The sequence below is a fragment of the Chryseobacterium sp. genome, assembly GCF_022869225.1.
Taxonomy (GTDB): domain Bacteria; phylum Bacteroidota; class Bacteroidia; order Flavobacteriales; family Weeksellaceae; genus Chryseobacterium.
This window is the reverse complement of the sequence record NZ_JALIHL010000001.1, coordinates 4,829,103-4,854,318: the sequence shown is the minus strand read 5'-3', so window position 1 is coordinate 4,854,318 and position 25,216 is coordinate 4,829,103. Positions and strand designations below refer to the sequence as shown.

The 25,216-nt window shown below is 37.9% G+C and carries 24 protein-coding genes; 8 read left to right on the top strand and 16 right to left on the bottom strand.

What is annotated here, in order from left to right:
• Window positions 1–48 precede the first annotated feature (48 nt).
• Both MUW56_RS22680 and MUW56_RS22675 read left to right on the top strand, forming a co-directional pair.
• Window positions 49–522, top strand: coding sequence for a DUF3347 domain-containing protein (locus MUW56_RS22680; protein ID WP_292015341.1), 474 nt, complete (start codon window positions 49–51; stop codon window positions 520–522).
• Between the two features lie 90 nt (window positions 523–612).
• Window positions 613–3,435 carry a multicopper oxidase domain-containing protein gene (locus tag MUW56_RS22675; RefSeq protein ID WP_292015340.1) on the top strand — a complete coding sequence of 941 codons (2,823 nt, stop codon included), beginning with the start codon at window positions 613–615 and terminating at the stop codon, window positions 3,433–3,435.
• Between the two features lie 29 nt (window positions 3,436–3,464).
• Here the strand turns inward: MUW56_RS22675 and MUW56_RS22670 are convergent, their stop codons facing one another.
• The 5 genes from MUW56_RS22670 to MUW56_RS22650 form a co-directional block, all read right to left on the bottom strand.
• Window positions 3,465–3,971, bottom strand: coding sequence for a hypothetical protein (locus tag MUW56_RS22670; protein WP_292015339.1), 507 nt, complete (start codon window positions 3,969–3,971; stop codon window positions 3,465–3,467).
• A gap of 261 nt (window positions 3,972–4,232) precedes the next feature.
• Window positions 4,233–6,266, bottom strand: a complete 2,034-nt coding sequence (locus MUW56_RS22665) for a S9 family peptidase (protein WP_292015338.1) — start codon at window positions 6,264–6,266, stop codon at window positions 4,233–4,235.
• A gap of 32 nt (window positions 6,267–6,298) precedes the next feature.
• Window positions 6,299–7,417, bottom strand: coding sequence for an FAD-dependent monooxygenase (locus MUW56_RS22660; RefSeq protein ID WP_292015337.1), 1,119 nt, complete (start codon window positions 7,415–7,417; stop codon window positions 6,299–6,301).
• 190 nt (window positions 7,418–7,607) lie between these two features.
• Window positions 7,608–8,108, bottom strand: coding sequence for a GNAT family N-acetyltransferase (locus MUW56_RS22655; protein WP_292015336.1), 501 nt, complete (start codon window positions 8,106–8,108; stop codon window positions 7,608–7,610).
• Between the two features lie 6 nt (window positions 8,109–8,114).
• A complete protein-coding gene (locus tag MUW56_RS22650) occupies window positions 8,115–8,708 on the bottom strand; it encodes a hypothetical protein (RefSeq protein WP_292015335.1) in 594 nt (197 codons plus the stop codon).
• A gap of 286 nt (window positions 8,709–8,994) precedes the next feature.
• Between MUW56_RS22650 and MUW56_RS22645 the strand changes: the two genes are divergently transcribed.
• Window positions 8,995–9,735, top strand: coding sequence for a type II CAAX endopeptidase family protein (locus tag MUW56_RS22645; RefSeq protein ID WP_292015334.1), 741 nt, complete (start codon window positions 8,995–8,997; stop codon window positions 9,733–9,735).
• A gap of 61 nt (window positions 9,736–9,796) precedes the next feature.
• Here MUW56_RS22645 and MUW56_RS22640 read toward each other — a convergent pair whose 3' ends face one another.
• Complete coding sequence (locus MUW56_RS22640; RefSeq protein ID WP_002979276.1) at window positions 9,797–10,663, bottom strand: RNA polymerase sigma factor RpoD/SigA; 867 nt, start codon at window positions 10,661–10,663, stop codon at window positions 9,797–9,799.
• 357 nt (window positions 10,664–11,020) lie between these two features.
• Window positions 11,021–11,812, bottom strand: coding sequence for a S1/P1 nuclease (locus MUW56_RS22635; RefSeq protein WP_292015333.1), 792 nt, complete (start codon window positions 11,810–11,812; stop codon window positions 11,021–11,023).
• 450 nt (window positions 11,813–12,262) lie between these two features.
• On the opposite strand from MUW56_RS22635, the gene MUW56_RS22630 reads away from it, so the two are divergent.
• The 4 genes from MUW56_RS22630 (at window position 12,263) to MUW56_RS22615 (ending at window position 16,603) form a co-directional block, all read left to right on the top strand.
• A complete protein-coding gene (locus tag MUW56_RS22630) occupies window positions 12,263–13,204 on the top strand; it encodes a type VI secretion system baseplate subunit TssG (RefSeq protein WP_292015332.1) in 942 nt (313 codons plus the stop codon).
• A 54-nt stretch (window positions 13,205–13,258) separates the two neighbouring features.
• Entirely contained in the window at window positions 13,259–14,161 is a 903-nt protein-coding gene (locus MUW56_RS22625) for a TssN family type VI secretion system protein (protein WP_292015331.1), read from the top strand.
• A gap of 27 nt (window positions 14,162–14,188) precedes the next feature.
• Entirely contained in the window at window positions 14,189–15,328 is a 1,140-nt protein-coding gene (locus tag MUW56_RS22620; protein ID WP_292015330.1) for a hypothetical protein, read from the top strand.
• A gap of 108 nt (window positions 15,329–15,436) precedes the next feature.
• Window positions 15,437–16,603, top strand: coding sequence for an aminotransferase class V-fold PLP-dependent enzyme (locus MUW56_RS22615; RefSeq protein WP_292015329.1), 1,167 nt, complete (start codon window positions 15,437–15,439; stop codon window positions 16,601–16,603).
• A gap of 66 nt (window positions 16,604–16,669) precedes the next feature.
• Here MUW56_RS22615 and blaIND read toward each other — a convergent pair whose 3' ends face one another.
• Window positions 16,670–17,395: an IND family subclass B1 metallo-beta-lactamase gene (gene blaIND, locus MUW56_RS22610; protein WP_292015328.1), complete on the bottom strand. Its 726-nt coding sequence runs from the start codon at window positions 17,393–17,395 to the stop codon at window positions 16,670–16,672.
• A gap of 273 nt (window positions 17,396–17,668) precedes the next feature.
• Window positions 17,669–18,322, bottom strand: coding sequence for a metal-dependent transcriptional regulator (locus MUW56_RS22605; RefSeq protein WP_292015327.1), 654 nt, complete (start codon window positions 18,320–18,322; stop codon window positions 17,669–17,671).
• Between the two features lie 85 nt (window positions 18,323–18,407).
• Here MUW56_RS22605 and MUW56_RS22600 point away from each other — a divergent pair, with 85 nt between their 5' ends.
• Entirely contained in the window at window positions 18,408–19,439 is a 1,032-nt protein-coding gene (locus MUW56_RS22600; RefSeq protein WP_292015326.1) for an aminotransferase class V-fold PLP-dependent enzyme, read from the top strand.
• A gap of 57 nt (window positions 19,440–19,496) precedes the next feature.
• Here the strand turns inward: MUW56_RS22600 and MUW56_RS22595 are convergent, their stop codons facing one another.
• The 7 genes from MUW56_RS22595 to MUW56_RS22565 all read right to left on the bottom strand — a co-directional run bounded on the left by MUW56_RS22595 (window position 19,497) and on the right by MUW56_RS22565 (window position 25,199).
• Window positions 19,497–19,997 (bottom strand): hypothetical protein, encoded by a 501-nt coding sequence (locus MUW56_RS22595; protein ID WP_292015325.1) that lies wholly within the window; start codon window positions 19,995–19,997, stop codon window positions 19,497–19,499.
• A gap of 1,362 nt (window positions 19,998–21,359) precedes the next feature.
• Window positions 21,360–21,917, bottom strand: coding sequence for a DUF4256 domain-containing protein (locus MUW56_RS22590; protein ID WP_292015324.1), 558 nt, complete (start codon window positions 21,915–21,917; stop codon window positions 21,360–21,362).
• Between the two features lie 303 nt (window positions 21,918–22,220).
• Complete coding sequence (locus MUW56_RS22585) at window positions 22,221–22,622, bottom strand: DoxX family protein (protein WP_292015323.1); 402 nt, start codon at window positions 22,620–22,622, stop codon at window positions 22,221–22,223.
• 17 nt (window positions 22,623–22,639) lie between these two features.
• Window positions 22,640–23,218, bottom strand: a complete 579-nt coding sequence (locus tag MUW56_RS22580) for a YdeI family protein (protein WP_292015322.1) — start codon at window positions 23,216–23,218, stop codon at window positions 22,640–22,642.
• A gap of 73 nt (window positions 23,219–23,291) precedes the next feature.
• Entirely contained in the window at window positions 23,292–23,762 is a 471-nt protein-coding gene (locus MUW56_RS22575) for an SRPBCC domain-containing protein (protein WP_292015321.1), read from the bottom strand.
• A 92-nt stretch (window positions 23,763–23,854) separates the two neighbouring features.
• Window positions 23,855–24,187 carry a helix-turn-helix transcriptional regulator gene (locus MUW56_RS22570; protein WP_292015320.1) on the bottom strand — a complete coding sequence of 111 codons (333 nt, stop codon included), beginning with the start codon at window positions 24,185–24,187 and terminating at the stop codon, window positions 23,855–23,857.
• Window positions 24,188–24,773: 586 nt separating this feature from the next.
• Window positions 24,774–25,199 carry a DUF6265 family protein gene (locus MUW56_RS22565; protein WP_292015319.1) on the bottom strand — a complete coding sequence of 142 codons (426 nt, stop codon included), beginning with the start codon at window positions 25,197–25,199 and terminating at the stop codon, window positions 24,774–24,776.
• Between the last annotated feature and the right edge of the window lie 17 nt (window positions 25,200–25,216).

Here is a 25,216-nt window from a genome sequence, read left to right as displayed (position 1 = left end):
CGTTACCCGTTATTCTTTATTAAAAATTAATTCTAAAATTTAAAAACAATGAAAAAGTATATCATTACAGCAGCCTTATCTTTATTTTCAATTATTTCACTCTCAGCACAGTCTAAAAAGGATGCTCAGGTTTCAAAACTGTATCAGAATTATATCGCCATAAAATCAGCGCTAGCTTCCGATGATGCAGACAAAACGTCCAAAGCAGCTATGGAATTTATTAAAACAGCCTCAGCCATCGATTATAAATTGGTATCTGAAGGCAATCTCAATATTCTGAGAAAAGATGCATCTGTCATTTCTGAGGCCAGAACTGTTGCAGCGCAAAGAGAAACTTTTTTCAATCTTTCGGATAATATGATTGCTTTGACCAAGCAGTTTAAGCTTTCTGATAAACCAGTCTATGTACAATATTGCCCAATGGCTGACGGAAGTTGGCTGAGTGACGAAAAACAGATCGTCAATCCGTACTATGGGAAATCTATGCTTTCATGTGGAAGTGTAAAGTCAGAAATTAAGTAAATTTTTATATTTATCTTTAAAATAATAAGTTGCATGGCTTAAGTTAAAATCAACTTTAAGTTATGCAGCTTTTAAAAAGTTCGAAATATTATGAAAAAGCTAATAATGTTTCTGGCGCTTTTGTTTTCTGTCTTTAGTTTTGCGCAAACTACAAAAACCTATTATACTTGTCCGATGCATGCCGAAGTAGTATCCTCAAAACCTGGAGACTGCCCGAAATGCGGAATGACATTGGTGAAAAAAACGGTGGTTGTAAAACCTAAAGTAGTGGCTAAGCCGCAGGAAAAACTGATGCCTAAAACAGAGACAAAACCAAGACCGGCAGAAACTAAAATAAATAAGGTTAAAGCTGAGAAAAAAGCAGAAGTTAAAAAGGTTAATAATGTAAAGAAAGCTGATAAGGCCATGATGGCAAAACCTTATGCCAAGCCGGAGATGAAGAATGTATCAGCTAAGACTCAGGTTTTAAATTCATCACAGTCTAAACCTCAGGCGCAGGATCAAACTACCTATACCTGCCCGATGCACCCTGAAGTCATTTCAGACAAACCGGGAAAGTGTCCTAAATGTGGGATGGATCTGGTAGAAAAAGAAGATCATTCCCACACAGAAGCTGAGAGTCCAACAGAAGAAAAATCTGTTTTAAGACGTAATTCCGAAAACGGAAGAATTACCTTTGGAGGAAAGACAGTACGCTATGATCTGTATGTAAAAGATACGATTGTCAATTTTACCGGAAAAAACCGGAGAGCAATCGCTGTCAACGGAAAACTTCAGGCCCCGACTTTATATTTTACCGAAGGAGATACCGCTGAGATCTATCTGCACAATATGCTTAAAGAAAATACAGGACTTCACTGGCACGGGGTGATTCTGCCTAACGAACATGACGGTGTTCCTTATCTTACCACCAAACCTGTACAGCCCGGTGAAACGCATTTATACAAGTTCAGAGTCTCTCAAAACGGAACCTATTGGTATCACTCCCATGAAGCACTCCAGGAACAGATCGGAATGAACGGGATTCTGGTTTTCAAAAAAAGAGAAGGTGAACCAAAAACAGAGTATAATGCAGAGATTCCTGTATTACTTGGAGATTGGACTGATGATGATCCGATGCAGATTGCGAGAAGACTTCATATGGCCAATACAGACTGGTATGCCATAAAGAAAAATGCAGTGCAGAGTTACTGGGAAGCGATCAAGTCCGGAAACTTCGGAACAAAGGCACTGAATGAATGGAAAAGAATGGAAGCGATGGACGTGAGCGATGTCTATTATGATAAATTCCTGATCAATGGTGCTCCCAGCTCGGATTATTCCGGTTTAAAAGCCGGTGATAAAGTAAGACTCCGGGTGGCAAACGGAGGTTCCTCTACTTATTTCTGGCTGAATTACGGAGGAGGGAAGATCAAAGTAGTAGGGAATGACGGAAACGATGTCGTACCGGTAGAAGTTGACCGTTTGATCGTTGGGGTTTCTGAAACCTATGATATTGAAGTTCCCATTCCCGAAAATAAAAGTTTTGAATTCAGGGCTACTTCAGAAGACAGAATAGGACACGCGTCCCTTTGGCTGGGTTCCGGTGAAAAAGTAGAAGCTCCCAATCTACCGAGACTGATGCTTTTTGAAGGAATGAAAATGATGAACGGAATGATGGAGATGAGCGGAAATATGAAACCCATGAATATGACGATGGGTAACCAGATGATGGATATGAATGAAGTGATGTATCCTGAACTGTCTGAAAGCCAGAGAAAAACAACCATGAAGCACATCAATGAGATGATGGGCGTAAAAACTAAGGAAGAGAAAAAGTCAGAAGATCATTCACAGCATTCAGGAATGGAGATGAAGGAAGAGAAAACGATCAAAAGGCTGTCTTACCATATTTTAAAATCTCCTGAGAAAACCATTCTTCCAACAGACAGCATCCGTGAAATGAAATTTACGCTGGAAGGGAATATGAACCATTATCTGTGGACGCTGGATAATAAAACCGTTACGGAAACAGATAAAATTCTGATTAAAAAAGGAGAAGTTCTTAGAATTAAGATGTATAATAATTCTATGATGCGCCACCCGATGCACCTTCACGGGCATGATTTCAGACTGATCAATTCAAAAGGAGAGTACTCCCCATTGAAAAATGTAGTGGATATCATGCCGATGGAAACAGTAACTATAGAATTTGCTGCCAATCAGGATGGCGACTGGTTTTTCCACTGCCATATCTTATACCATATGATGGCTGGAATGGGAAGAATCTTCAGCTATGAGAATTCAAAACCTAATCCGCAGCTTCCTAACCGGAAACTGGCCTGGAAAAACTTTTTACAGGACAATAAAATGGTAAGTTCTATGGCGATGCTGGATGTGGCAAGTAATAAAATGCACGCAGAAACCATGACGATGTTCGGACCAAGATGGGCTAATCTGAATGAGTTTCATTCCAATTGGAATTTTGACCATTTTGAAGGAAGCGCCAAAGTGGGAAGATTCTTAGGGAAATTCCAGTGGGCACTTCCTTACGCTGGAGTAAGAATCCAAAAGAACCATGGGATCATGGAAAGGCAGATGGCAGAAGATATGGGAATAGAGTACCATGGCAAGACAACCTGGTTTGGACAGCAGAAGGCTTCAAAAAGCAAGGCCGCTTTCATCGTAGGGGTTCAATACCTGCTGCCCATGTTAATTACCGCTGATGCAAGCGTTGATCACAATGGAAAAGTATTATTGGAGCTAAGCCGGGAGGATATTCTGCTTTCCAGAAGGCTGAGAGGAAACTTCAGTGTCAATTCAGACGGAGAGTTTTCAACCGGGATACGGTATATTGTCCAAAAATGGCTGTCCCTTTCCGGAAATTATGATAATGAGCAAGGCTGGGGAGCCGGTGTTACTTTAACTTATTAAATAAAAAGGAACTCAATCTGAGTTCCTTTTTATTTAAGCTTCACTATTCTTACGCTCGAAAGGCTTACATTGTCAAAGTTTACTATTCCGTTATAAGTCGTTCCATTAAGCCATCGTCTGGATTGTAAAGTGAGAATCTGCCCAGCTGTAATATTGATATAAGAATTCGAGTTGAAAGCAAACCTTCCACCAATATTTACTCTGCTTGGATCATATTGTGGGGACAGGGTTGCAATACTTGAAGAAGCCAATGAACCATCAAGATTAAAGAAAATATAATCATAAACTTGTGAACCCTGAGTGGCGGGATTTTGCCTCAAAGCAAGACTTAGTGAGACAAGATACAGTCCGCTTTGTTTTACTCTTAGCTGGTAATTATCTATTTTCTCAAAAATATTGGAATCATCATTAAATACAGATGTATTGAAGATATCAATATTTGTTGGAGCTGTTGTGGTTGGCGAATTAAAATTAGTAATACTTACTGTAGAGTTTGTAAACTTTACAGCTTTTGCTTTGAGGCTCCTAATGTACACGGGTTAAAAGCAGAACAGGATTATCAAAGACAGCTAGTCTTTGATGATTATCTGAAAGCTAGTCCGCCTTTAATAAAAACAAAAGGCGTATTTAGCGTAAAATTGACGGAACGGAAACATTTGTAGAATAGACTGAAGAAGGATCCTGAATAGTAATGCCTCTCATATTAGAGGAGTTGTCTCTGCGGTATCCCTATTGCTTCAGAAAAAATCAAACCACCTCATTGGCATGAGATGGCTTATTATTTAAATTTTGAAATTTTATTTTGAAACTTCTGCTGTTTTTGAATCTTTTGCCGGTGTATAAGTAACCTTTTTAATATCAACGGTCATTTCTTTCAGGCGTTTTGCCACATTTTCAGGCATATCTTTCTGATATCTTCCTCCGATTACTTCAGACAGGAATTTTTCTGTTTCAGCATACATTGCCATGCTGTTAACCGGTTTGCGGAATCCATGTCCTTCATCATCGGCAAGGATATAGTTCACTTTCTTCCCTTTATCACGAAGAGCGATTACAATCTGATCAGCTTCGGCCTGCTTTACTCTTGGATCATTAGCACCCTGAACAATCAGCAGCGGTTTGTTTATTTTATCTACACTAAACAACGGACTGGCATCGTGCATTAGTTTTTTACCCTCCTCAGTTTTAGGGTCGCCTACCATACCATACAGGAATGCGCGTGCAGCTTCCCAGTAAGGAGGAACAGAATCCAATAGAGTAAACAGGTTGCTTGGCCCTACGATATCTACTCCTGCAGCATATACATCCGGTGTGAACGCTAAACCTGCCAGTGTAGCATATCCGCCATAGCTTCCTCCCATAATTACCACTTTGCTTTTATCCGCTATTCCTTTGTCAATCAGGTATTTTACTCCCCAGGTAATATCATCCTGCATCAGTTTTCCCCATTGAAGATCGCCGCCGTTCTGGAACTTTTTGCCATATCCTCCGCTTGCTCTGAAGTTCGGCTGCAGTACAGCATATCCTCTGTTGGCTAAGAACTGTACCGTAGAATTGTATCCCCACATATCTCTCGGGCCTTTCGGACCTCCGTGAACAAACACCACTACAGGTACATTCTTTCCTGTTGAACCCGTTGGCAAAGTCAGATAAGCAGGAATTTCGAGCCCGTCGCTGCTTTTATAGGTGATAGGAGTCATAGCAGCAAGATACTTTTCAACTTTTTTTAATTCTGCTCTTGGAGTATACTGGAAAATAAGCTGTTTGTTTTTGGTATCAAAGAAATAAGCTTCAGAAGCATACTTGTCACCCCAAACAGAGATTAAGAATTTTGAATAATCATTGGTTGAGCTGGCAAAATTGACTTCTCTTCCCGGAAACTTCCCTTGCAGGAATTTATAATGAGCTTCCCATGTTTTATCTTTCCAATAGTATTCGGTTTTATCTCCGGTATAAGAAGTAGAAATGATCTTTCTGGTATTTCTGTCCATGAACAATCCTCCGAAATCTACTTTTCCTTTCGGATCACTTTCTATTTTTGTGATTTGTTTGGTTTTTGGGTCCATCAAAAATAAAGTTGATTTGTCCAGATCTCCTTTGTTGGTTACCAGATAGAACTTCGAATTATCTTCATTCCAGTTCGAAATGTATGCGCTTTCTGTTACCAGTGTTTCGTAGATAGGGGTTAATTTATCGCTCTCTTTATACAGGAATTGAGTAGTCCCTTTATCATCAGTTCTGGAAAGGACTCTAAGCTTTTCATCCCAATCGAAGGTATAACCTGTGATACGGTCTGTATTTTCAAAGATCTTTTTCAGCTCACCCGTAGAAATTTTCAGTGAGTACAGATCATGCCATGCTTTATCACGGTTGTTTAGCCCGATCATCAGGAGGTCAGGATTTTTTCTGCTTACCATATAGATCTGGGCAGTCACTTCTTTGAGTGGGGTTATATTCCTTGATTCAGGAACTCCATTCGCTGCTTTTACCATGGGATCTACTGCGAAAATGTTCATATTTTCGTCACCATTATGATCTTTCACATACAGGATATACTTTCCGTCTTCTGACCAGAAATAACCGTTTAATGGACGTTTACTGTCAGTTAATGGGCGGGCCTTTTCAAAAGGTTCATCAATTTTTTTTACCCAGATATTCATGATTCCTCCGTATTCTTTCGTGAACGAGATCCATTTTCCATCCGGACTCAGCTGTCCGCCGGAGATTTCAGGATTTCCAAAGAATAAACCTCTATCCAGTAACGGGACGTCCTGGGCCTTTGCTGTATGAACGCCTATCATTAAGAGTAATACATAAAAGATTTTTTTCATATTTTTAATTTTGATTGTTGTTTAAAGTGTATCTACATTTCCAGTGCTATGATTTTTTTTGCCATTTTTTGATTCATATTTTGAGGAATTAAGCGCATCAGAAAGTTACGCAATGAATTTCCATGCTCCCATTGGGAAACTTTTCCGATGGTCCGGCTTGTATTGACGATGTAATCCACCTTTTTTCTCCTTATCTTCTGAAATTCCTGAAAAACGGTATTGAAGTCTTTATTTTTTTCCAGGAGTTTTCCAATGACATGGGCGTCTTCAATAGCCTGACACGCCCCCTGGCCCATATTGGGAGTGGTAGCATGGGCGGCATCTCCAATCAGGCATAAGTTGTCGGTGTACCATTTCGGAATAGGAGTGAGGTCAGTAATTTCATTACAGATGATGTTTTCCTCCGAAGTGGCTTCAATAAGCTGTAGAATCAAAGGATTAAAATCTCTGAAAAGGGTTGCTGCATCTAAGGGGCTTTCAAAACTTTTTTCATTAATGCATGCATACCAGTAGACTTTCTTTTCGGAGATCTTTACAAACCCGAAACGTTTTCCCTTTCCCCAGATTTCAAAGGCTTGGTGATGGTATATTTCGGGGAGTTCAAATTCCACCAGCCCCCGCCAGCATTTCTGTCCTGAACTTCTGATAGCTCCGGTTTGCAGGATCTGGTTCCGTATTTTAGATTTGATGCCATCAGCTCCGAAGACGATTTTACTTTCTATAGGGCTGCCGCTTTCAAAGGTTAAAGTATAATTTTGTCTCTTTTCGATTTTTTGTAGGGAATGGTTGAGGTTAATAGCATCCAGTCCTATATTTTCCGCAAGTATTTTTTGCAGTTCGGCCCTATGAATCGCTACATTGCAGGAATTGTATTTTTTTTCCAGTTCAAGAATCTCAGTTTTTGAAATGGGTTGTAAAGATTCATTGGTAATGGTGATGCTGTGGATTTTATTTCCTGCCATTTCAATTTTTTCTTTTAATCCCAGCTGGTCAAAGACCTGCATGGCATTGACGGCCATCATAATTCCGGCTCCTACAGGTCTTATTTCCGGAGCAGCTTCGTAAATGGTAAAATCATACTGATGCTGTTTCAGAATATTTCCGAGGGTAAGACCGCCAATTCCGGCTCCGATTATTGAAATGGATTTCATATCTGTGGGGTGTTTTATTTGTCCGTAATGCGAAGACGCAAAGAGTATTATCAATCAGGCTGTTTCTAAGTCGTAAGAAAATCAAAGATTTTCAGAAAAGTTAAGCTATTATAAGATCAACATGCACTATTTAATTTTTACGGATAAAATCCTTGTGTCTTTGCGTGGATCCCATACGATTAAATACCTGTTATAATGTTAAAATATAACTTTCCGATACTTTTTTGAAACCATACTTGCTGAAAAAGTTGTGGGCCCCGTGGTTATTGACACCGCTTTCCAACAGGATAAAACTGATGTTCCAGGTTTTAGATTCGTGAATTGCTTTTTCCAAAAGTCTGCTTCCGAGAGATTGTCCTCTTACAGACTGATCTAAAAGCATATCCTCCAGAACAGCATATTTTTTAAAAGGGCTGTTGATCACGTTGAAAACCATCATTCCGACAATCTCCCCGTTCTCATTTTCTGCAATCAAAATATTCAGCTTGGAACTGCCGTCAGAATTAAAATCAGTGATCAGCTGTTCTGTCAATATCACATCAAGATCAGGATTCCAGTGATGAGAATCGATAGCCCTGCCGGACATCATCTCGCCATGGGAAATGTAAGAATCCGTTTTATGGGTAATAAAAAAGTCTACCAGCTCTTTGACGCGTGCCTTATCGGTAAGCCATTTCGTTGTATATTTCATGAGATGTTATTTTAAATTTTTCAGTTCTTCCAGCAATTTATTCTGTTTTTTGAGAAAGCTATCCAGACTGTCTGTTTTTAAAGAATGAGCATTTTGATACTTTTCGATTTCAGGAAGAGTTTTCCTTATTTTAAAAACGGTGTAAAGACTGGTCAGGGTCTCGTTATTTTGGGTGATTTGGGTGATGCGGTCCTTGGTCGCTTTCATTTTAAGGTCATAACGGTCAGCACTGACCTGAATTTCCTTTTCTATCTGTTGTTTTACCAATGAATCATTAATGTTTTTTACCTGATAACCCGCATCCTGATAATAATAGGCTGATGTATTAAGTATATTTCTATATTCAGTCAGTACTTTTTCGCTTTCTTCAAAGGTTTTAACTATCCTGGAATTAAAGTCCGAAAGATTTTTATCCTTTCTGATGAATTCAGAATAGATGTTATCGACTGTTTTTTCATTGTTACGGTTACTTTTAAATGAGGTTGAAACTGATGATTCTACCATATCAACTGCATTATCTGCCACCGGATTCTCAGGTTTATTTTCCCGGCAGGAACATAAAGAAAGTGCTATTGCAGAAACAAAGAATATTTTTTTCATACTTGATCTTTATGTATTAAAGATAGGTAATTAATCGCCATATCGTGATACAACATCTGATATGATAAAGGTCACTTGTCTTTTAATGGAAATGAGCATGCTCTGCATCTTATCACACAGTATTTCTAAGTGCTTTTATCCAAGAAAAGCAAAAATTATTCATAGAATATTATGTCTGGCTATTTATTTGTCAATTAGAATGAATGATTGTTTTAGTTGATATGATATTTTTCAGTTGGTTATTGTTTATTTTTTTTTATAATTTAGCGCTCATAATAGACACATTATGTTCTCACGTTTTAATGAAGGAATAAAAAAGACCGTGGCTGATCATTTTCCACTGAAAATAAAGATTGAATTAAAAGATATATTTGCCATTTTACTGATTCCGATGATATTTCTGAATAGCTATATCATAAGTTTTATTACAGGGGATAGAATAGAACTGGCTTTTGCGGACAGTATGTTTCGCGGATTCTTATTTTTTCTTATTTGTCTGATTTACGGCAAAATGCTCAGGGCACACTGGAGGAAATTTAATGCTGCAAAATGGCAGTCCTGGCTTTTGGTTATAGCCGGAGCAATTCTTATACAGGTGGTTATCCATCTTACACGGAGTCTGCTTCCGTTGGAGCATACACCGGTAGAAGAAGCCAAAGATGATATTGATATTACAAAACCGGGCTTTATGATCCTGTTTATTGCCATGGGGCCTATTTTTACAGCTTTAATCGAGGATATTATATTCCGGTACACTCTTTTAAGCAAGCTTTTTATTCCTAATAGGGTTTGGCGGATCATACTTGTTATTCTGAATGCCGTTGGTTTCGGATTAATTCATTACAATAATTTTGGCGGCAGTATTCTGGCAACGGTCAGTTTTATGTCAGCCGGATTATTTCTTAACCTGATTTATATTTATACAAGGAATATCTGGCATGTCCTGCTGATACATGCGCTTAATAATTTTGTACTCAGCGTATTGGGACTCATTGTAGGATGGATTTTAGCGGGTTTTATTAAATAAATCCATCACAAAAAACGGAGTCTGAAAACAGACTCCGTTTTTTGTGATGGTTGCGCTAAAATTATTTACCCAGGTAAGATTTCAGGATCTTGCTTCTGGTATTGTGTTTTAGTCTCTTAATTGCTTTTTCTTTGATCTGACGAACTCTCTCTCTTGTAAGATCGAAAGTCTCACCAATTTCCTCTAAAGTCATTGGGTGTTTTCCGTTTAGTCCGAAGTATAGTCTTACCAAATCAGCCTCTCTCGGAGTCAAAGTATTCAATGCTCTTTCAATTTCAATCTGAAGAGATTCAAGCATCAAATCTTTATCAGGACTTGGTGATTCTCCTGAACGTAATACATCATAAAGATTAGAATCTTCACCTTCTACTAAAGGTGCATCCATGGACAGGTGTCTTCCGGAGTTTTTCATAGATTCTTTGATATCTTCTTCGCTCATGTCAAGAACTTCAGCCAATTCTTCCGGAGAAGGCGGTCTTTCGTTTTCCTGTTCAAGGTGAGCGTATGCTTTGTTAATTTTATTGATGGAACCAATTTTGTTCAACGGTAGCCTTACGATTCTTGACTGCTCAGCTAACGCCTGTAAAATTGATTGACGGATCCACCATACTGCATAAGAGATAAATTTGAAACCTCTAGTTTCATCGTACCTTTTTGCTGCTTTCATCAATCCCAGGTTACCCTCATTGATCAAATCGGGTAAAGAAAGACCTTGATTTTGGTATTGCTTAGATACAGAAACTACGAAACGAAGGTTGGCTTTGATTAATTTCTCCAATGCGGCTCTGTCGCCGGCACGTATTCTTTGTGCCAATTCTACTTCTTCGTCCGCAGTGATCAGTTCCACTTTACCAATTTCCTGCAAATACTTGTCTAATGAAGCAGTTTCCCTATTGGTAACCTGCTTAGTGATTTTTAATTGTCTCATTTATTTTATCCTCAAAAAAGAGTTACATTATATTATACGTATGGAGTAGTGAAAAGGTTACACCGGTTTTAATTATTTTTTAAATTTAGGGGATGGGGTAGAGTCAAGAGTCAAGAGCCAAGATGTGAGATATCAGATATCAGACAGGACAAGTCTGAATTTTGAATGGTAATTTTTTATATTTATCTTTCAGAAGTCTACAATGTTCTTTCACAGCTTCTATCCTCCAGCTTTTTGTTATTTGTCTTTCAACCAATAACAAAAAAAAACGAAACCGAAGTTCCGTTTTTATAAGTAAAAGTCATATTTTTCACTGCTGCTGATCTTTCTCAACTCTCAACCAGCAACCAGTAACTTTTAAAATAACTCGTTCAGCACTTTTGCTAATCTCAAACCTCCGTACAGAAGCTGTCTTTCCAGCGTATCATTGAATTTGTACTGATAGTCGTAAGATAATTTTGAACCATCAGGAGTCTGAGCATAGATCTTGTTGGCAATTTTGTGGGAATCATACAGCCAGTCTTCCAGGGTCCCGGACTGAATCTGTGCTACTTCTTTTTTAGATTTGATATCCAGAAGCTTTGCATACTCTGTGTAGCTGTATTTTTGAGAATCTACCAGTTTACCATCCCATACAGAATGCAAATTGGTTTTCTCTCCGAAATAGGTAACATTGATTTTGTTTCCGCCCAGGTCATCGGCTCTTCCTACATGTAGAGGCTGTGCAAGGTCTCCCATAATATGGATTAAGAAAATCAAAGCGATTTTTCTGTCTTTCTCAGATGTATTTTTGTCTTTGATCTGGCTTGATAAAGTGTTGACCTGAGTATAAAGACTTGGCCCGGCCTGAGCTTTTAAGTTTTGTTCAAAAGCTTTAAAATCAGTTTGCGGATCAATATTTACATAATGCCATGAAGAAGCCTGTTTCCAGACACCGGTGGTATCAGATTTGATAAAATCCGGCCAGTTGGCCCAATAGGCCAGTCGTTCTTTACCCATTATTTTTTTGATCTCTCTTCTGGCTTTTCCGGAAAGGTGGTTTTGTGCAATGTCTGCAATAACTCTGTGTCCAGTCAATCCCCACGCATAAGAATAAAGGGAAGAAGAGATGAATGCTAAAATCAGAATTTTAGAATAAATACTTTTCATTTTAAATAACAATTTTCAGTTTGCAAAGATACGTCCGCTTTCTGAAAGGACATGATATAATATAGGATTTCTTTCTGTACTATATGTTAATAAAATTTAATCTACATTAAGAAAAGGGGCAGAACTGGAGCAGGATGTTGATTTTATAACGTAAAAGTATAATGATAAGGTATATTTTAAATAACTATATGAACAATTTGACTTGAATTTACTATAAAACGCTTAATATGTCAGTACAGGGCAATATGTTTTAATGATTTGATTTTGAGTACTAAATTTTACATATGACCGTTGTACAGCTTGTTTTTTACCGTATTTTTACGGAATTTGAATGGAAGTATTCTTTTTAGTGTCAATAAATTAGTATTTTTAGAATAAAATTATTGTTAAAATATTTTTTCAAACTTATGAGAAATATTATCTTTACAAGTCATAATCACAGGAAACACTATGTATGAGAATAATATTGTAGATATGCATTACAATAAGCTGCAGACAGACTTTAAGGCTGAGGCTGTAGCGGTTAATCTTTTAAAATATCACCGGGCAGTAAGCAATATATTTATTGAACGGATTGGCGTGAACGACCGTGCTTACCTTAAAGATATCAAAAGTATTTCGAGCAGTTATTTAGGGTTTGACGAGGAAGTATTCACTATTGAAAGTTACAGAGAAGGAATTTATGATTACCTTCCTGAAGGACTGTTTCATCCGCCGTCACTTGGAGCTTCCAGGAAAAACGTAGATACTGTGGTAAGAGAGATCCGTAAACAGAAAAGAGTAGAGGATGATGCACGGAAGTTTTTCCGCCCTTTTGAGCTTGAAGTATTCTTTACCGAAATCAGTGCCCTGCTTAAAGAATCTGAATTTGATATTACAAGTAATACGGATGCACTGCTGGAAACACTAAGTGAGCTTTGGCCGCTGATCAATATGCTTGACAGGCAGAATGCCTATATTTTCATGCATATCTTACCTTTTTTCCACCAGATCAGAGGGAGTAAGAAATGGTTTGAAAGATGCATGACTGCTTTTTTACAGGTCCCTGTTGAAGTTACTTTTTCTCCTAATATTATTGAAGGAATAGAAAAGAATGACGATTCAATGCTATTGGGGAATTCGAGATTGGGGGTTACCTATATTCCAAGCGGAAGGCATATAGACGGGCAGAGGAACTGGGTGGTCAATATCGGTCCTATTCCTTACAGGGAAATGAAAAAATATATTCCCGGAAGTCCGTTCAGAAAAGTGCTGCAGGCTCTTTATGATTATTTCCTACCCGTAACGGTAGATGTAGAAGAGAACTTCGTTACAGAAAAACAGGAGTATTCATTCAGTCTTGAAGATGAAGAAAGAAATGCCAGCCGCCTTGGATACTCTACCTTCCTCTAAATTATTTTATTATATTTACAACTACCAACAAAGTATAAATTCGAAAAGAAACAAATGGAAATTTCTTCAGTAAAGGGTATTTTTTTAAGGTATATCTTAATGCCTTTAATCGCAGTTATTATGATGGTTATACTAGGGATCATCAGACGAAATAAACCTGCGATAAAAATTAAAGTAATTATCGTATATGTCCTTCTATGCAGTTTATGCCTGGCTATTCCCGGATTTTTTGGGTTTGCCGGCAATCTTTTTAACCCGTACTGGTATCTGATCGCACAGGTTATTTACCTTATTTTTGGGATTATTCATGTTAATCTACTGCATAAATATTTTAAAAAGCATATCGATTCTCTGGCGATGAGCATTCTGTTTGAATCTATACTTTCATTGACTTGTATCGCTTTCGGAGGATATCTGTTCACGTTGATTTTCAACTGGATGAGCAAAGGAACAGGGTATGCTGTAATGGCCGCTACAAGTATGGTGGTCTTTATCGTACCCATGGTATTTTATTACTGTTATATCCAGCTGATCAGTATTCCTTTTGATATTTATAAAACCTGGAGGTATTCTCCTGAGCAGAAGCTGCCTGACTTTGAAGGCGCTGATTTTGACAGATTAATGGTATTGAATGTTGAATTGAGTAAGAATTTAGAAGATACCAACCGATTCAGAATTAAAGCTAAAACACTTCCTACAGGAGTAACTTTTGGAGATTGGTTCTATAGAGTAGTGGATGATTACAACCATAAAAATCCAGGCTCTGTTATTCACCTTTCAGATCAGGATAAGGAACCTTATTATTGGATCTTTTACACTAAGAAATCATTTTTCAGCTTTAGAAAATATATTGATTTTGACCAGGATATTTCCACAAACAGCATTTCTGAGAATGAAGTGGTGATTTGTAAAAGAGTCATTCAGCATGAAGAGGAAGGGGTTTCAAGAAAATCATAATCACAGAAAATTTAAAAAGTATTTAACATGATACAGCCTATTAAACATTTTGCAATCAATTGGGTGGATGGGATGAAAGTTTCCCAGAGACACCTTAATGATCAGGATAATTTCTTAATTGATACCATCAGAGATTCCAATTCCCTTGGGATTACTACATATAATTACGGACTTCTGCCAATCTCTGCTGAGTTTACAGACCGTACTATTTTTGATGTTCACAATACAGCAACCAATGACGTACAGCTGGTGATCAAGCGATGCAGCGCTGTGACGATGGCGGGATACCGTATTGAACTGACCGACAGAAGAATCAGCGTAAAATCATTGGCGAAATCAATGAATGAAGAGCAGGCAGATGGAGACTATTATATTTTAATTTCTGTAAATCCATTTGATAAAGTGCCTTTCGGAGATATTGATCCGGAAGAGATTCCGCCACGCCATCCTAATGCACAGCCGAACCACCATATTGAATTGCTTCCTGTGACTTCGCTTAACAGCAGCTACTCAGGAGGGAATTACCTGATCATTGGTAAAGTGGACTTAAAAGGGAATATAGCGCAGGTAGATTCCAACTTTATTCCGCCTTGTGCATCTGTTCAGAGCCATCCGGCATTAGTAGATTATTATGGCAGCTTTGCAAAGTCTATTGGTAATTTGCAGCAGTATGCTTTTAAAATCATTCAGAAAACCTCTCATAAAAATCAAAATACGGCATTGGCACAAAACGTTAAGTTCCTGTGCAGTACTATGGTGAATACCTTTGGAGATATGTATTTCCAGTTCAGAAATATTACGCCTTGGCAGCCGCCTGTATTTTTGATCGAATCTTTTGCAAAACTGGCCCTTCATTTATACAATTCAACCCAGCTTCTCGTTCCTGCCGAACTGGAAGAAATGCTGAACTATAGTCTGGAGTGGAGTGAAATTGCGCCTCACACTTTATTGAACCAGCTTTCCATTGTGGCAGAAACCAATTATGATCATCATAATTGCGGGGAGCCGTTGCTTTATATCCAGCAGATGCTGAGAAGTCTGGAAACGATCTTCTCCAAGCTGAGCGAACTGGATTATATCGGTCAGAGAAAAGAGAATATCATTGTTAATGAGCAGGAGGTTTCTTCCAATACGAATCCGAAAAGAGGATGGAGCGTTTTAGATTAATATAACGTATTACAATATAGTCCCGGATGAAAATTCGGGATTTTTTATTAATATTAATGGATCATATTAAATGAAAATTGGCTTAATAAGCCTTAAGATCAATAGAAAATGAACTTGGATTTGATAAGACAGGACACGATCGGATGTTCTGATAAAATATTTTTAAACAGTGCCGGATCATCGCTGATGCCTAAGGTTGTCGTAGAAACTATTGTTGATTACCTGCATGAAGAACAACAATTCGGAGGATATGCAACAGCAGGCAGAAACTCCGGTACAATCAATCAGTTTTATGAAGAAGCGGCGAAGCTGATCAATACTCAACCCTCTAATATAGCTTTTACCAATAGCTCTACCGATGGGTATTTCAGGGCATTGTCCTGTATTTCTTTTAAGGAGGGTGATTCTATCATTACGACCAATGATGATTATATATCGAATCAGATCGCTTTTATTTCCTTACAGAAGAGATGTAATATTGAAATTATCAGAGTGGGGAACCTGGAAGACCATGAGCTGGATCTCGATGATTTTGAACGGTTAATTAAAAAGCATGCCCCTAAATTAATTGCCGTAACCCATATCCCAACGAACTCCGGTTTGGTTCAGAATGTAGAAGGAGTGGGAAGGCTCTGCCGGCAGTATGATATTCTTTACCTGGTAGATGCCTGCCAGTCGGTAGGTCAGATGGTTGTGGATGTTACAGCGATCAATTGCGACTTTTTAACGGCAACGGGCAGGAAGTTTATGAGAGGGCCGAGGGGAACCGGCTTTTTATATGTTTCAGACCGTGTTTTAGAGCAGGGTATGGCTCCTTTGCCTGTAGACAGTAACGGAGCCCAATGGACGGAATTTAATGATTATCAGTTAAATGAAACGGCAAAAAGGTTTGAGCTTTTTGAAAGATCTACAGCCTCATTGCTGGGGTTTAAAGAAGCGTTGCAATACGCCAACACCATAGGAATGCATCATATTGAAAATTACAATCGGGGATTGGCAGAAAAATTGAGGGACGGCCTTCAGAATCAAGGTTTCAGAATATTGGATAAAGGCAATAAATTAAGCAGTATCGTCACGTTCTGCCAGCAGGATGGCAAGATTGAATCCGCTTATAAAATACTGACGGAGCATAATGTATTTTTTACAGTAAGCAATAAAAACAATGCTTTAATCGATTTTACCTTAAAGAATGTAGATCATGCCATTCGTTTGTCACCTCATTATTTCAATACCCCGGACGAAATAGAAAAAATAATTCAGTTGTTGGCCCAATAAGAAGCTGCTGAGTGTTAAAATAGAAAAAGGCCTGACAATTTTATCAGGCCTTTTTCTATTGAGATTCTATTTTTTATTCTTGTTCAAAAGCTCAAGGGTATGTTCTACATGCCCGCCGCCTTTCCATTCATCGTGGCCTGGGATGACCAGGGCTGCCCGGGCATATTTGGATTTCAGTTTTTCCATGGTTTGCGGCCATTGTGCAACGTTAGCTTCTCCGGTATACCCCAGATCGGTTGCGGTTCTGCTTTTTACCAGGCATCCGCCATCCAATATGTTATATTTTGGAAACCATACCACTACATTATCAACAGTGTGGCCTTCTCCTAAAAAGTCTACTATAAATTCTTCACCACCAATACGGTAAGGTTTTCCCGTTTTGATGATTTCCGTAGAAGTGGCTTTTCCTTCTTTTTTCAATAGCTCATTGGTTTTGGCTGTTGCATAGGTTTTAATTCCCTTGTTATTATAAAAGCTGAGGTCTCCGGCTCTGTCCTCATGTGAATGGGTGGCAAATACAGCAATCACCGGCAAATTGTGGCGTTTTTTTATGGTATCCATCAGGCTTTGGTACTGTGTTTTCTGCCATGGTACATCAAATAGAACGACTCCCTTTTTAGTAATAAGATATGCTGCATTGGTAGAATATTCTTTACCTCCGAACACTCCAAACGTTTTGTAAATATAGAAGTTGGGCTTAATTGGGGGTTCAATCACAAAATCTCTGACCTGAGCACCGGCAAGAGGACTTAACAGCATCGAAACAATAAAAAACTGAAGGCTTTTTTTCATAATTTTTTTTGGTAATAATTAAAGTTAGTATTTGTCGGAAAGACAAAGTCTGTGGAAAGTTTGCAAACCTAGTTAAAAATAAATTTTCAGATATTTCAGGAAATGGAGTTTAACCGTTTTTTAACAGTTATAGAATAACAGGTCATTCATTTTTTTGAATGAGACCGGAATCTTACTTGAAAAGGCTCAGAATGACAAAGGTTTAATTTTTTCACTTTTGAGACGGCCTCCTTTTTGCAGGTCAATTATTACTCATGTAATGGTGTTTACCTTTTATTTCTTAACCAATATCTTCTCAGTTGCTTTTTTACTTAAAATTTCTGTTGTACCATCGATCTCTATGGTCATTGATTTATCAAAATTTTCGATTTTGGTTACTTTTACCTTGGTATTGAGAAGAAGTTTCCTGTCATTTAAATAACTTAAAAAAGCGTCGTCAGAGAGCGTTACTGAAGCAAAAACAACGGTTTCTCCAACCTCACAATTGCTTAATCTCTGCAGATCCTGTGCGATGATATTTCCATCTTTGTCGGGGATAGGCTCTCCGTGAGGATCAAATTTAGGATAATTCAGGATTTCATCCATCTTATCAAAGAAAATCTGGGAGTGTACATGTTCCAGCTGTTCCGCGATCTCATGAACATTTTCCCAGCCAAAATTCATTTTTTTAACCAAAAACATTTCGGTTAGTCGGTGCTTGCGGACGACCAGAGCTGCTTCGCGTCTACCGCTTTCTGTAACGATCAAAGGTTTGTAGGTTTCATAAATGACCCACTTTTTTTCTGCAAATTTCTTCATCATGTTATTGACACTCGGCATTTTTACATTTAAAAATTTGCTGAGCTCATTAATCGTCACCTTTCCTTCATTGTCAACTAAATGAAACAAAGCTTTCAGGTAATTTTCTTCTGTTAGGGTTGTTCTCAAAATGTTAGATGATTTTCTATACAAATCTAACAAAATAAAATGGAAAGTTGGCTCTTGTTATTTTAAGTTTTTTTAATTTTACTCTATGAAATTTTCATTTAAAAACGACTATTCCGAGGGATGTCACCCGAATATATTACAGGCCCTTTTACAAAATAATACAGATCAGCAGGCCGGCTATGGTGAAGATGAGTATTCTTTAAAAGCAAAAGAACAGATCAAAACAAAAATGAACAAAGCAGATTCAGATATCTACTTTGTTTCCGGAGGCACACAGGCCAACCTGATTGTGATTTCTTCTGTCTTAAAGCCTTATCAATGTGCCGTTTCTGCTGCTTCAGGGCATATTCTCAACAACGAAACCGGAGCTATTGAAGCCACAGGCCATAAAGTCCTGAGTATCGAAACCGGAGACGGCAAACTGAGGCCGTCAGATATTATTCCGGTGCTTGAAAATCATAAAAATGTACCGCATCAGGTGATGCCAAAGCTGGTCTACATTTCAAATTCTACAGAGCTGGGAACAATTTATCAGGCAAAAGAATTGGAGGAACTTTCGGATTTCTGTAAGCAGAATAACTTATATCTGTTTATGGATGGAGCAAGGCTGGGGCACGGACTGACTGCTGAGATCAGCGATCTTACCCTGGAAAGAGTAGCGGAACTGACAGATATATTGTATCTGGGAGGAACCAAAAACGGAGCGCTGATAGGAGAGGCCATTGTGATTAATCATCCTGCTCTTCAGGAAGATTTCGCTTTTAATATCAAGCAAAAAGGCGCACTGCTGGCCAAAGGAAGACTGTTAGGAATACAGTTTTCAGAACTGATGAAAGATGATCTGTATTTTGATCTGGCCAAACATGCCAATCAGCAGGCCATGAAAATCAAACATGCCCTACAGAAAAAAGGAGTACAGTTTCTTTCAGATACGCATACCAATCAAATCTTTCCCATTTTAAGCAATAAGGTGATAGAAATCTTGTCTGAAAATTTTGAATTTTATGTCTGGAAAAAAATAGACGATCAATCTTCTGCTATCCGTCTTATTACTTCCTGGAACACAGGCGATGATCCGGTAAACCGGTTTATTGAAATTATTGAAAAAGAATTATAATGCATAAAAAAACAGCCTTTACAACAGGCTGTTTTATTTTTTAAACCGCAGATCAGTTTACTTTAAAGCTTTATTGACCGTTTTACAATCTGCTGTGTTCAGCTTTTGCCCGTCTTTATAGCTGATCTTTTTTTCGTCTGCATATCTTGATTGTCCGTCTTCCTCTTTGTGATCGCCAATTCCTTCTGTTAAAGTGTTGTCTTTCTGAAGGAAATAAATATCTCTCTTGCTTTTTTTGCCTTCAGAGGCAAATTCATAAGTCAGTTTCAGGGTGTCACCGGATTTAAAACCTGTTACATCGCCTTTTGAGCTGTCTTTTTCACTGTTTTTATACGATAATTTTCCGGTAATCGTGCCCAAATTATCATCAATAGATGCAAAAACACTGTCTTTTCCTGTAACTCCTATGTAGCAGAATGATTTGGGTCCCAGCGTATCTACCACAGGTTCGGCAACAGCTATAGTGTCAGCTTCAACTTTCGGAGCCGGAGTTTCAGTTTTTTTGTTACAGTTGATCAGAAAAGCTGATACAGCGCCCAGTAAGATTAATTTTTTCATATCCTTAATTGTTAGAATCAAATTTCTTTGCTGCTAAATTAATAATAGTATTTGTATATTGAAAATAGGATGTGAACAGATCATGATTTTATGATATAAATTAATTTTTAAACTGGGGTTTTTGACCACAAAAGTTATAAATACTTAAGTAAAAATGAAGGTATATGCTAACTGGGTAGAAATACGCATAAGTTTTTACGATCAACCACAAAAGTCACAAAAGCTGTAAACAATTAAGTAAAAATGAAGTTACATGCTAACTGGGTAGAAGTACACCTAAGTTTTTAAAAATCTCTGATTTTCTTACGATTACTTTTACAATTTCAAATTGTTTTTCTCTGAGAGTTCAAATGGGGATATTTTATTTCAAATGTTTTAATTGCTGCGGAATGAGGATGAACCACAAAAGTCACAAAAGTTGTAAGCACTTAAGTAAAAATAAAGGTATATGCTAACTGGGTAGAAGTATGCATAAGTATTTACGATCAACCACAAAAGTCACAAAAGCTGTAACCACTTAAGTAAAAATGAAGTTAAGTGCTAACTGCGTAGAAGTACACCTAAGTTTTTGAAAATCTCTAATTTTCTTATTATTTTCAAATTGTTTTTCTCTGAGAGTTCAAATGGGGATATTTTATTTCAAATGTTTGAATTGCTGCGGAATGAGGATGAACCACAAAAGTCACAAAAGTTATAAGCACTTAAGTAAAAATGAAGGTATATGCTAACTGGGTAGAAGTACGCATAAGTATTTACGATCAACCACAAAAGTCACAAAAGTTATAAACACTTAAGTAAAAATGAAGGTATATGCTAACTGGGTAGAAGTACGCATAAGTTTTTACAATCAACCACAAAAGTCACAAAAGTTGTAAGCACTTAAGTAAAAATAAAGGTATATGCTAATTGGGTAGAAGTACACCTAAGTTTTTACGATCAACCACAAAAGTCACAAAAGCTGTAAACACTTAAGTAAAAATGAAGTTACATGCTAACTGGGTAGAAGTACGCATAAGTTTTTACGATCAACCACAAAAGTCACAAAAGCTGTAAACACTTAAGTAAAAATGAAGTTAAGTGCTAACTGGGTAGAAGTACACCTAAGTTTTTGAAAATCTCTGATTTTCTTACGATTACTTTTACTATTTCAAATTGTTTTTCTCTGAGAGTTCAAATGGGGATATTTTATTTCAAATGTTTGAATTGCTGCGGAATGAGGATGAACGACAAAAGTCACAAAAGTTGTAAGCACTTAAGTAAAAATAAAGGTATATGCTAACTGGGTAGAAGTACGCATAAGTTTTTTGAAAAATCAAAGATTTTCACTCTCAAACGCTCAAACTCACAGACTCTCAAACTTTTTTATACCTTCAGCATTCCCCTAAATCCTCTCGCCGCATAATAAGAATCGGCGCCGTTATGGTACATAAAGACCGTATTGTAACGCCTGTCGCAGAATATCGCACCGCCAAGTTCTCGGATAGATGCCGGGGTATGTACCCAGCTTGATGTTTTCTGATCAAATTTTCCCAATTCCTGGAGCTTACGGTATTGCTCTTCAGTTAAAAGTTCGATGCCCATTTCGGCGGCCTTGTCGATGACGTTACTTTCCGGCTTGTTGGCCTTCCGGGCATCCCAGGCGTGATAGTCGTAGCAAAGGCTTCTGCGTTTAGGACTTTCAGGCGAACAGTCGAAGAAGAGGTATTCATCTGTTTTTTTATCATAATCTACCACATCGGGTTCACCTTCCGTTTCTTCCATTTCATGCAAAGACCGGAGTTTTTCAGGCTGGGCTTCCAGTTTGGCCTGTATTTTTTCCCATTTCAGGTCTTTGTGGCGGTTTATATTTTTTTCAAAGCGGCTTTTTAATACTTTTAAAAGGGCTTCGCTTTGCTCTGGTGTTAATGGTTTCTTTTTCATATTACATTTTGTTTTATCAGGAAGACTGTTTTTATAGTTGGTCAATTGCAAAGAGGCACATTATGAACTTATTTAAATTTTTTACAGATTTCCAATCCGTAAACATCATTAAATTAATGAAACTTTTTATTTTAAAACACTTAAGCTCACTTTAGTAAGTTTAAAATAAGAGCGGATCATAAGTTTATTCAAGAGAAAGATTTTTTTAAACTTAAGTGCTCTTATTATGCATATCACCCGTCTCTTAAGCTCACTTAAGTGCCTGGTCTTTTCAAAAAAGTATACATAATTCCAAGAGTAAGATTAATAATTAGTCATAGAAATCTTTCTGTCAGCAGGTCTGAAATACCATGAAATGATAACCAGAGCAAATAATAATACGGCCGGGAAAGTTCTGCTGGCTGTGTCTCCAACAATAAGGTGAGAAATGACGGCTCCCGACATGACGAAGAAAAACCCGGCATAGGCCCATTCTTTTAACAGCAGACGCTTAGGGATCAGTATGGCTGTAACTCCCAGGAGTTTCCAAACCCCGAGAATGCTCATCAGATAGGCGGGGTAGCCCAGATTGGCAAAGTTGGCGAGTTCGTCCTTATTTTTTATGAGCTGGACAATGGCTGTGGAAACCATTCCCAAAGACATCCATAATGTGAAGATCCAATAGATGATCTTTCTTGTTTTCTCTGATTTATTTTGTGTTGACATGTTGGTGGTTTTTAGGATTAATCATTGAGTCCTTTTCCGGTAAGGATGTACGGGATGTATTTTTCAATTCTTGCTTCCCTGGTTTTAGGCTGTTTGGCTGAAGAGAAATGGAGCAGGTAAGCTCTCTGGCGTCCCGGTGTTAAAGCTTCAAAGGCTTCTTTCAATACCGGGTCCTCATCGAGTTTATTCTGAAATTCTTCAGGCATTTCAAATTCTTTGGTCTTTTTCATAGGAACTTTCACTCCTGATTTTTCTACTTCTACCGCTTCATATACATAGGTTTTGATCACTTTTTCCAGGTCTGTGATTTCTTTCAGGCTGGTAAAACGGATTTGCCGGGCAGCCTGTACATTTTCGGTCTGCTGGATCAAGATCTGTCCGCTGTCCTGTAATAAAGCACCTTTGAAGAACAGGAGCGCACAATATTCCTTAAATCCATGGATCAGCACAATATTCCTGTCATGATAGGTGTAGCAGGGGCATCCCCATTTCAGGTCTTCTTCCAGTCCTGTATCAAGGAGGACCGTTCTTAATTTTTCAAATTCTTTCTGCCATTGTCTGGCTTTATCAAAGAAAAAATCAGTTTTTGGATTCATATTTTGAATTTGAGGGTTTTGAGAGTATGAGCATGGGAGAGTATATCAACTTCTAACTTCCATTATCTGACATCTAACCTTTACCTTCTTTAAAAATCTCCTGCAAGCGGTTGTGTGCCATGTTAAGTCCCTGTGCAAATGGGAGTTTCAGCATCTGGTCTCTGAAGTCGACCGATTTGTAAACGGTTTGAATGGTAATTTTGCTGGTGGTATCCGTTAATTTTTCAAATTCCAAGAAATCCATCTGAACGGGAAAAGGAGTATTTTCCATTTGAAAAGTTCTTACGATTCTCTGTTCAGGAACGAATTCATGAATGGTTCCGTTGGCTCTGAAAACAATGTCTCCCTGCGGATTAGTAGTTTCAAACTGATAACCGCCGTGCTGTTTGTTTTCAAGCTTCAGTACCTTGGTTCCCATCCATTGTTCTACCAATTCAGGTTCTGTATACGCTTTGAAAAGTAATGCTACGGGAAGGTCAAATTCTCTGGTGATAAAGATTTCCTGTTGTCCGTCTTCAGCATTGATTTTTGTTTTGAGTTCCATATTTTGGGTATTTGGGTGTTTCTTAAGTTTGAGAGGAGTAGAGTGGGGAGAGTTTTAGGGTTTTAGAGTATAAAATTAGTACGTATTGCCCGTTACTCATTACTGATCTTTTTCTGATAGGCTTTCATGACGCTTTCCAGCTTGTTGAATTTATCATCCCACATTTTGCGGAAAGGTTCTATAAAATCGGCTATTTCTTTCATTTTATTGGGATTAAGGTGATATGTAATTTCACGGCCGTTTTGTTCGGATCTCAGCAGTTCACATTCTGTAAGGATCTGAAGATGTTTGGAAACGGTAGGCCTTGCCGTATCAAAATTGGAGGCAATGGCTCCCGCCGTCATCGACTGTGCCGCCACCAGCATCAATATAGATCTTCTCGTAGGATCTGCTATCGCCTGAAATACATCTCTTCTTAAATTCATTGTGTAGTTATTTGACTACAAATATATGTGTAGTTATTTAGCTACGCAAGTTTTTTGTGAGAAAATTTTATTGAACTAGATTTAAATATTGATTGTTAACGAACAGGTGGAGAACTTAATATTCTCCATTTCAATTATCAAAATATAGCTTTTGTTTGTTTTTAATATGATTATAAAAAGAAGTTAATTTTAGAAAAAGAGATGATTTATGAGTGAATATTGCTAAAGAGCAGTTTTAAACGGTCTATGGTATTTGCAAGTACATAAAATTTGTGATATCGATGGAATCTGCGCGAGAAGCAGCTTAAAAAAGGTATAATTTCCCACAGATCTCGCAGATTTCACAGATTATTGAAGATATGGAAGAGTAAAAATTTTGGAAGCCTTATATTCTGAGGAGCTGAGAGCGCAAATGAACTTGCCTGCTAAAGTGGAATGGATAGTTTCGGCGGCCGGAGGCCGCCGAAACCCTGTTATTTTAAGTTAAGAAATATTATGTTTATTGATGGAAATAAAGATAAATAATCCTCATTAAAACTCTATTTTATTTTTCTCATAGGGAATCCCTGTCTTGACATTTTTCCGTTCATGATGCCGGAAATTTCTGCAAATAAAGAATCTTTACCCACTTTTTGTAGGTAATAACTTGTGGGAAGTCATGCTGCAGGTTTTCAAATACTACGGAGGCAGGTTCTTTCACCATCTTGGAAACAAAATCTACGGGAAGTTCGTTATTATGTTTCTTCACGGAAACGATATAGTGCAGCTTTTTATCTTTTTCAACCAACCGGACAGATTCAAAAAGGAGGGTATCTTTTTTGTTGAGATAGTAGCTTTTTCCCTGAAATTCCGTATTGCTTTTTCTGGTCCAGGTTTCATAAAGGCTTCCTTTGGAGGTTTTGGTTTCCCAGGTTCCGAGAAGCCATTCCAGTCTGCTGATTTCGCTTTGCTTTTGGGCCCAGCTGCCTGCAAGGAAAATGCTGATAAGGGCAAAAATTAGTTTTGTTTTCATTGTGGTCTATTTTATTT

What these genes read in the sequence shown, in the direction of transcription:
- MUW56_RS22625 (WP_292015331.1), top strand. Translation starts at nt 13,259, where the DNA reads ATGGAAATTTCTTCAGTAAAGGGTATTTTTTTAAGGTATATCTTAATG.
- MUW56_RS22600 (WP_292015326.1), top strand. Translation starts at nt 18,408, where the DNA reads ATGAAATTTTCATTTAAAAACGACTATTCCGAGGGATGTCACCCGAAT.
- MUW56_RS22620 (WP_292015330.1), top strand. Translation starts at nt 14,189, where the DNA reads ATGATACAGCCTATTAAACATTTTGCAATCAATTGGGTGGATGGGATG.
- MUW56_RS22580 (WP_292015322.1), bottom strand. Translation starts at nt 23,218, where the DNA reads ATGAATCCAAAAACTGATTTTTTCTTTGATAAAGCCAGACAATGGCAG.
- MUW56_RS22565 (WP_292015319.1), bottom strand. Translation starts at nt 25,199, where the DNA reads ATGAAAACAAAACTAATTTTTGCCCTTATCAGCATTTTCCTTGCAGGC.
- MUW56_RS22665 (WP_292015338.1), bottom strand. Translation starts at nt 6,266, where the DNA reads ATGAAAAAAATCTTTTATGTATTACTCTTAATGATAGGCGTTCATACA.
- MUW56_RS22635 (WP_292015333.1), bottom strand. Translation starts at nt 11,812, where the DNA reads ATGAAAAGTATTTATTCTAAAATTCTGATTTTAGCATTCATCTCTTCT.
- MUW56_RS22595 (WP_292015325.1), bottom strand. Translation starts at nt 19,997, where the DNA reads ATGAAAAAATTAATCTTACTGGGCGCTGTATCAGCTTTTCTGATCAAC.
- MUW56_RS22585 (WP_292015323.1), bottom strand. Translation starts at nt 22,622, where the DNA reads ATGTCAACACAAAATAAATCAGAGAAAACAAGAAAGATCATCTATTGG.
- MUW56_RS22570 (WP_292015320.1), bottom strand. Translation starts at nt 24,187, where the DNA reads ATGAATTTAAGAAGAGATGTATTTCAGGCGATAGCAGATCCTACGAGA.
- blaIND (WP_292015328.1), bottom strand. Translation starts at nt 17,395, where the DNA reads ATGAAAAAAAGCCTTCAGTTTTTTATTGTTTCGATGCTGTTAAGTCCT.
- MUW56_RS22645 (WP_292015334.1), top strand. Translation starts at nt 8,995, where the DNA reads ATGTTCTCACGTTTTAATGAAGGAATAAAAAAGACCGTGGCTGATCAT.
- MUW56_RS22660 (WP_292015337.1), bottom strand. Translation starts at nt 7,417, where the DNA reads ATGAAATCCATTTCAATAATCGGAGCCGGAATTGGCGGTCTTACCCTC.
- MUW56_RS22675 (WP_292015340.1), top strand. Translation starts at nt 613, where the DNA reads ATGAAAAAGCTAATAATGTTTCTGGCGCTTTTGTTTTCTGTCTTTAGT.
- MUW56_RS22575 (WP_292015321.1), bottom strand. Translation starts at nt 23,762, where the DNA reads ATGGAACTCAAAACAAAAATCAATGCTGAAGACGGACAACAGGAAATC.
- MUW56_RS22615 (WP_292015329.1), top strand. Translation starts at nt 15,437, where the DNA reads ATGAACTTGGATTTGATAAGACAGGACACGATCGGATGTTCTGATAAA.
- MUW56_RS22680 (WP_292015341.1), top strand. Translation starts at nt 49, where the DNA reads ATGAAAAAGTATATCATTACAGCAGCCTTATCTTTATTTTCAATTATT.
- MUW56_RS22650 (WP_292015335.1), bottom strand. Translation starts at nt 8,708, where the DNA reads ATGAAAAAAATATTCTTTGTTTCTGCAATAGCACTTTCTTTATGTTCC.
- MUW56_RS22630 (WP_292015332.1), top strand. Translation starts at nt 12,263, where the DNA reads ATGTATGAGAATAATATTGTAGATATGCATTACAATAAGCTGCAGACA.
- MUW56_RS22590 (WP_292015324.1), bottom strand. Translation starts at nt 21,917, where the DNA reads ATGAAAAAGAAACCATTAACACCAGAGCAAAGCGAAGCCCTTTTAAAA.
- MUW56_RS22640 (WP_002979276.1), bottom strand. Translation starts at nt 10,663, where the DNA reads ATGAGACAATTAAAAATCACTAAGCAGGTTACCAATAGGGAAACTGCT.
- MUW56_RS22655 (WP_292015336.1), bottom strand. Translation starts at nt 8,108, where the DNA reads ATGAAATATACAACGAAATGGCTTACCGATAAGGCACGCGTCAAAGAG.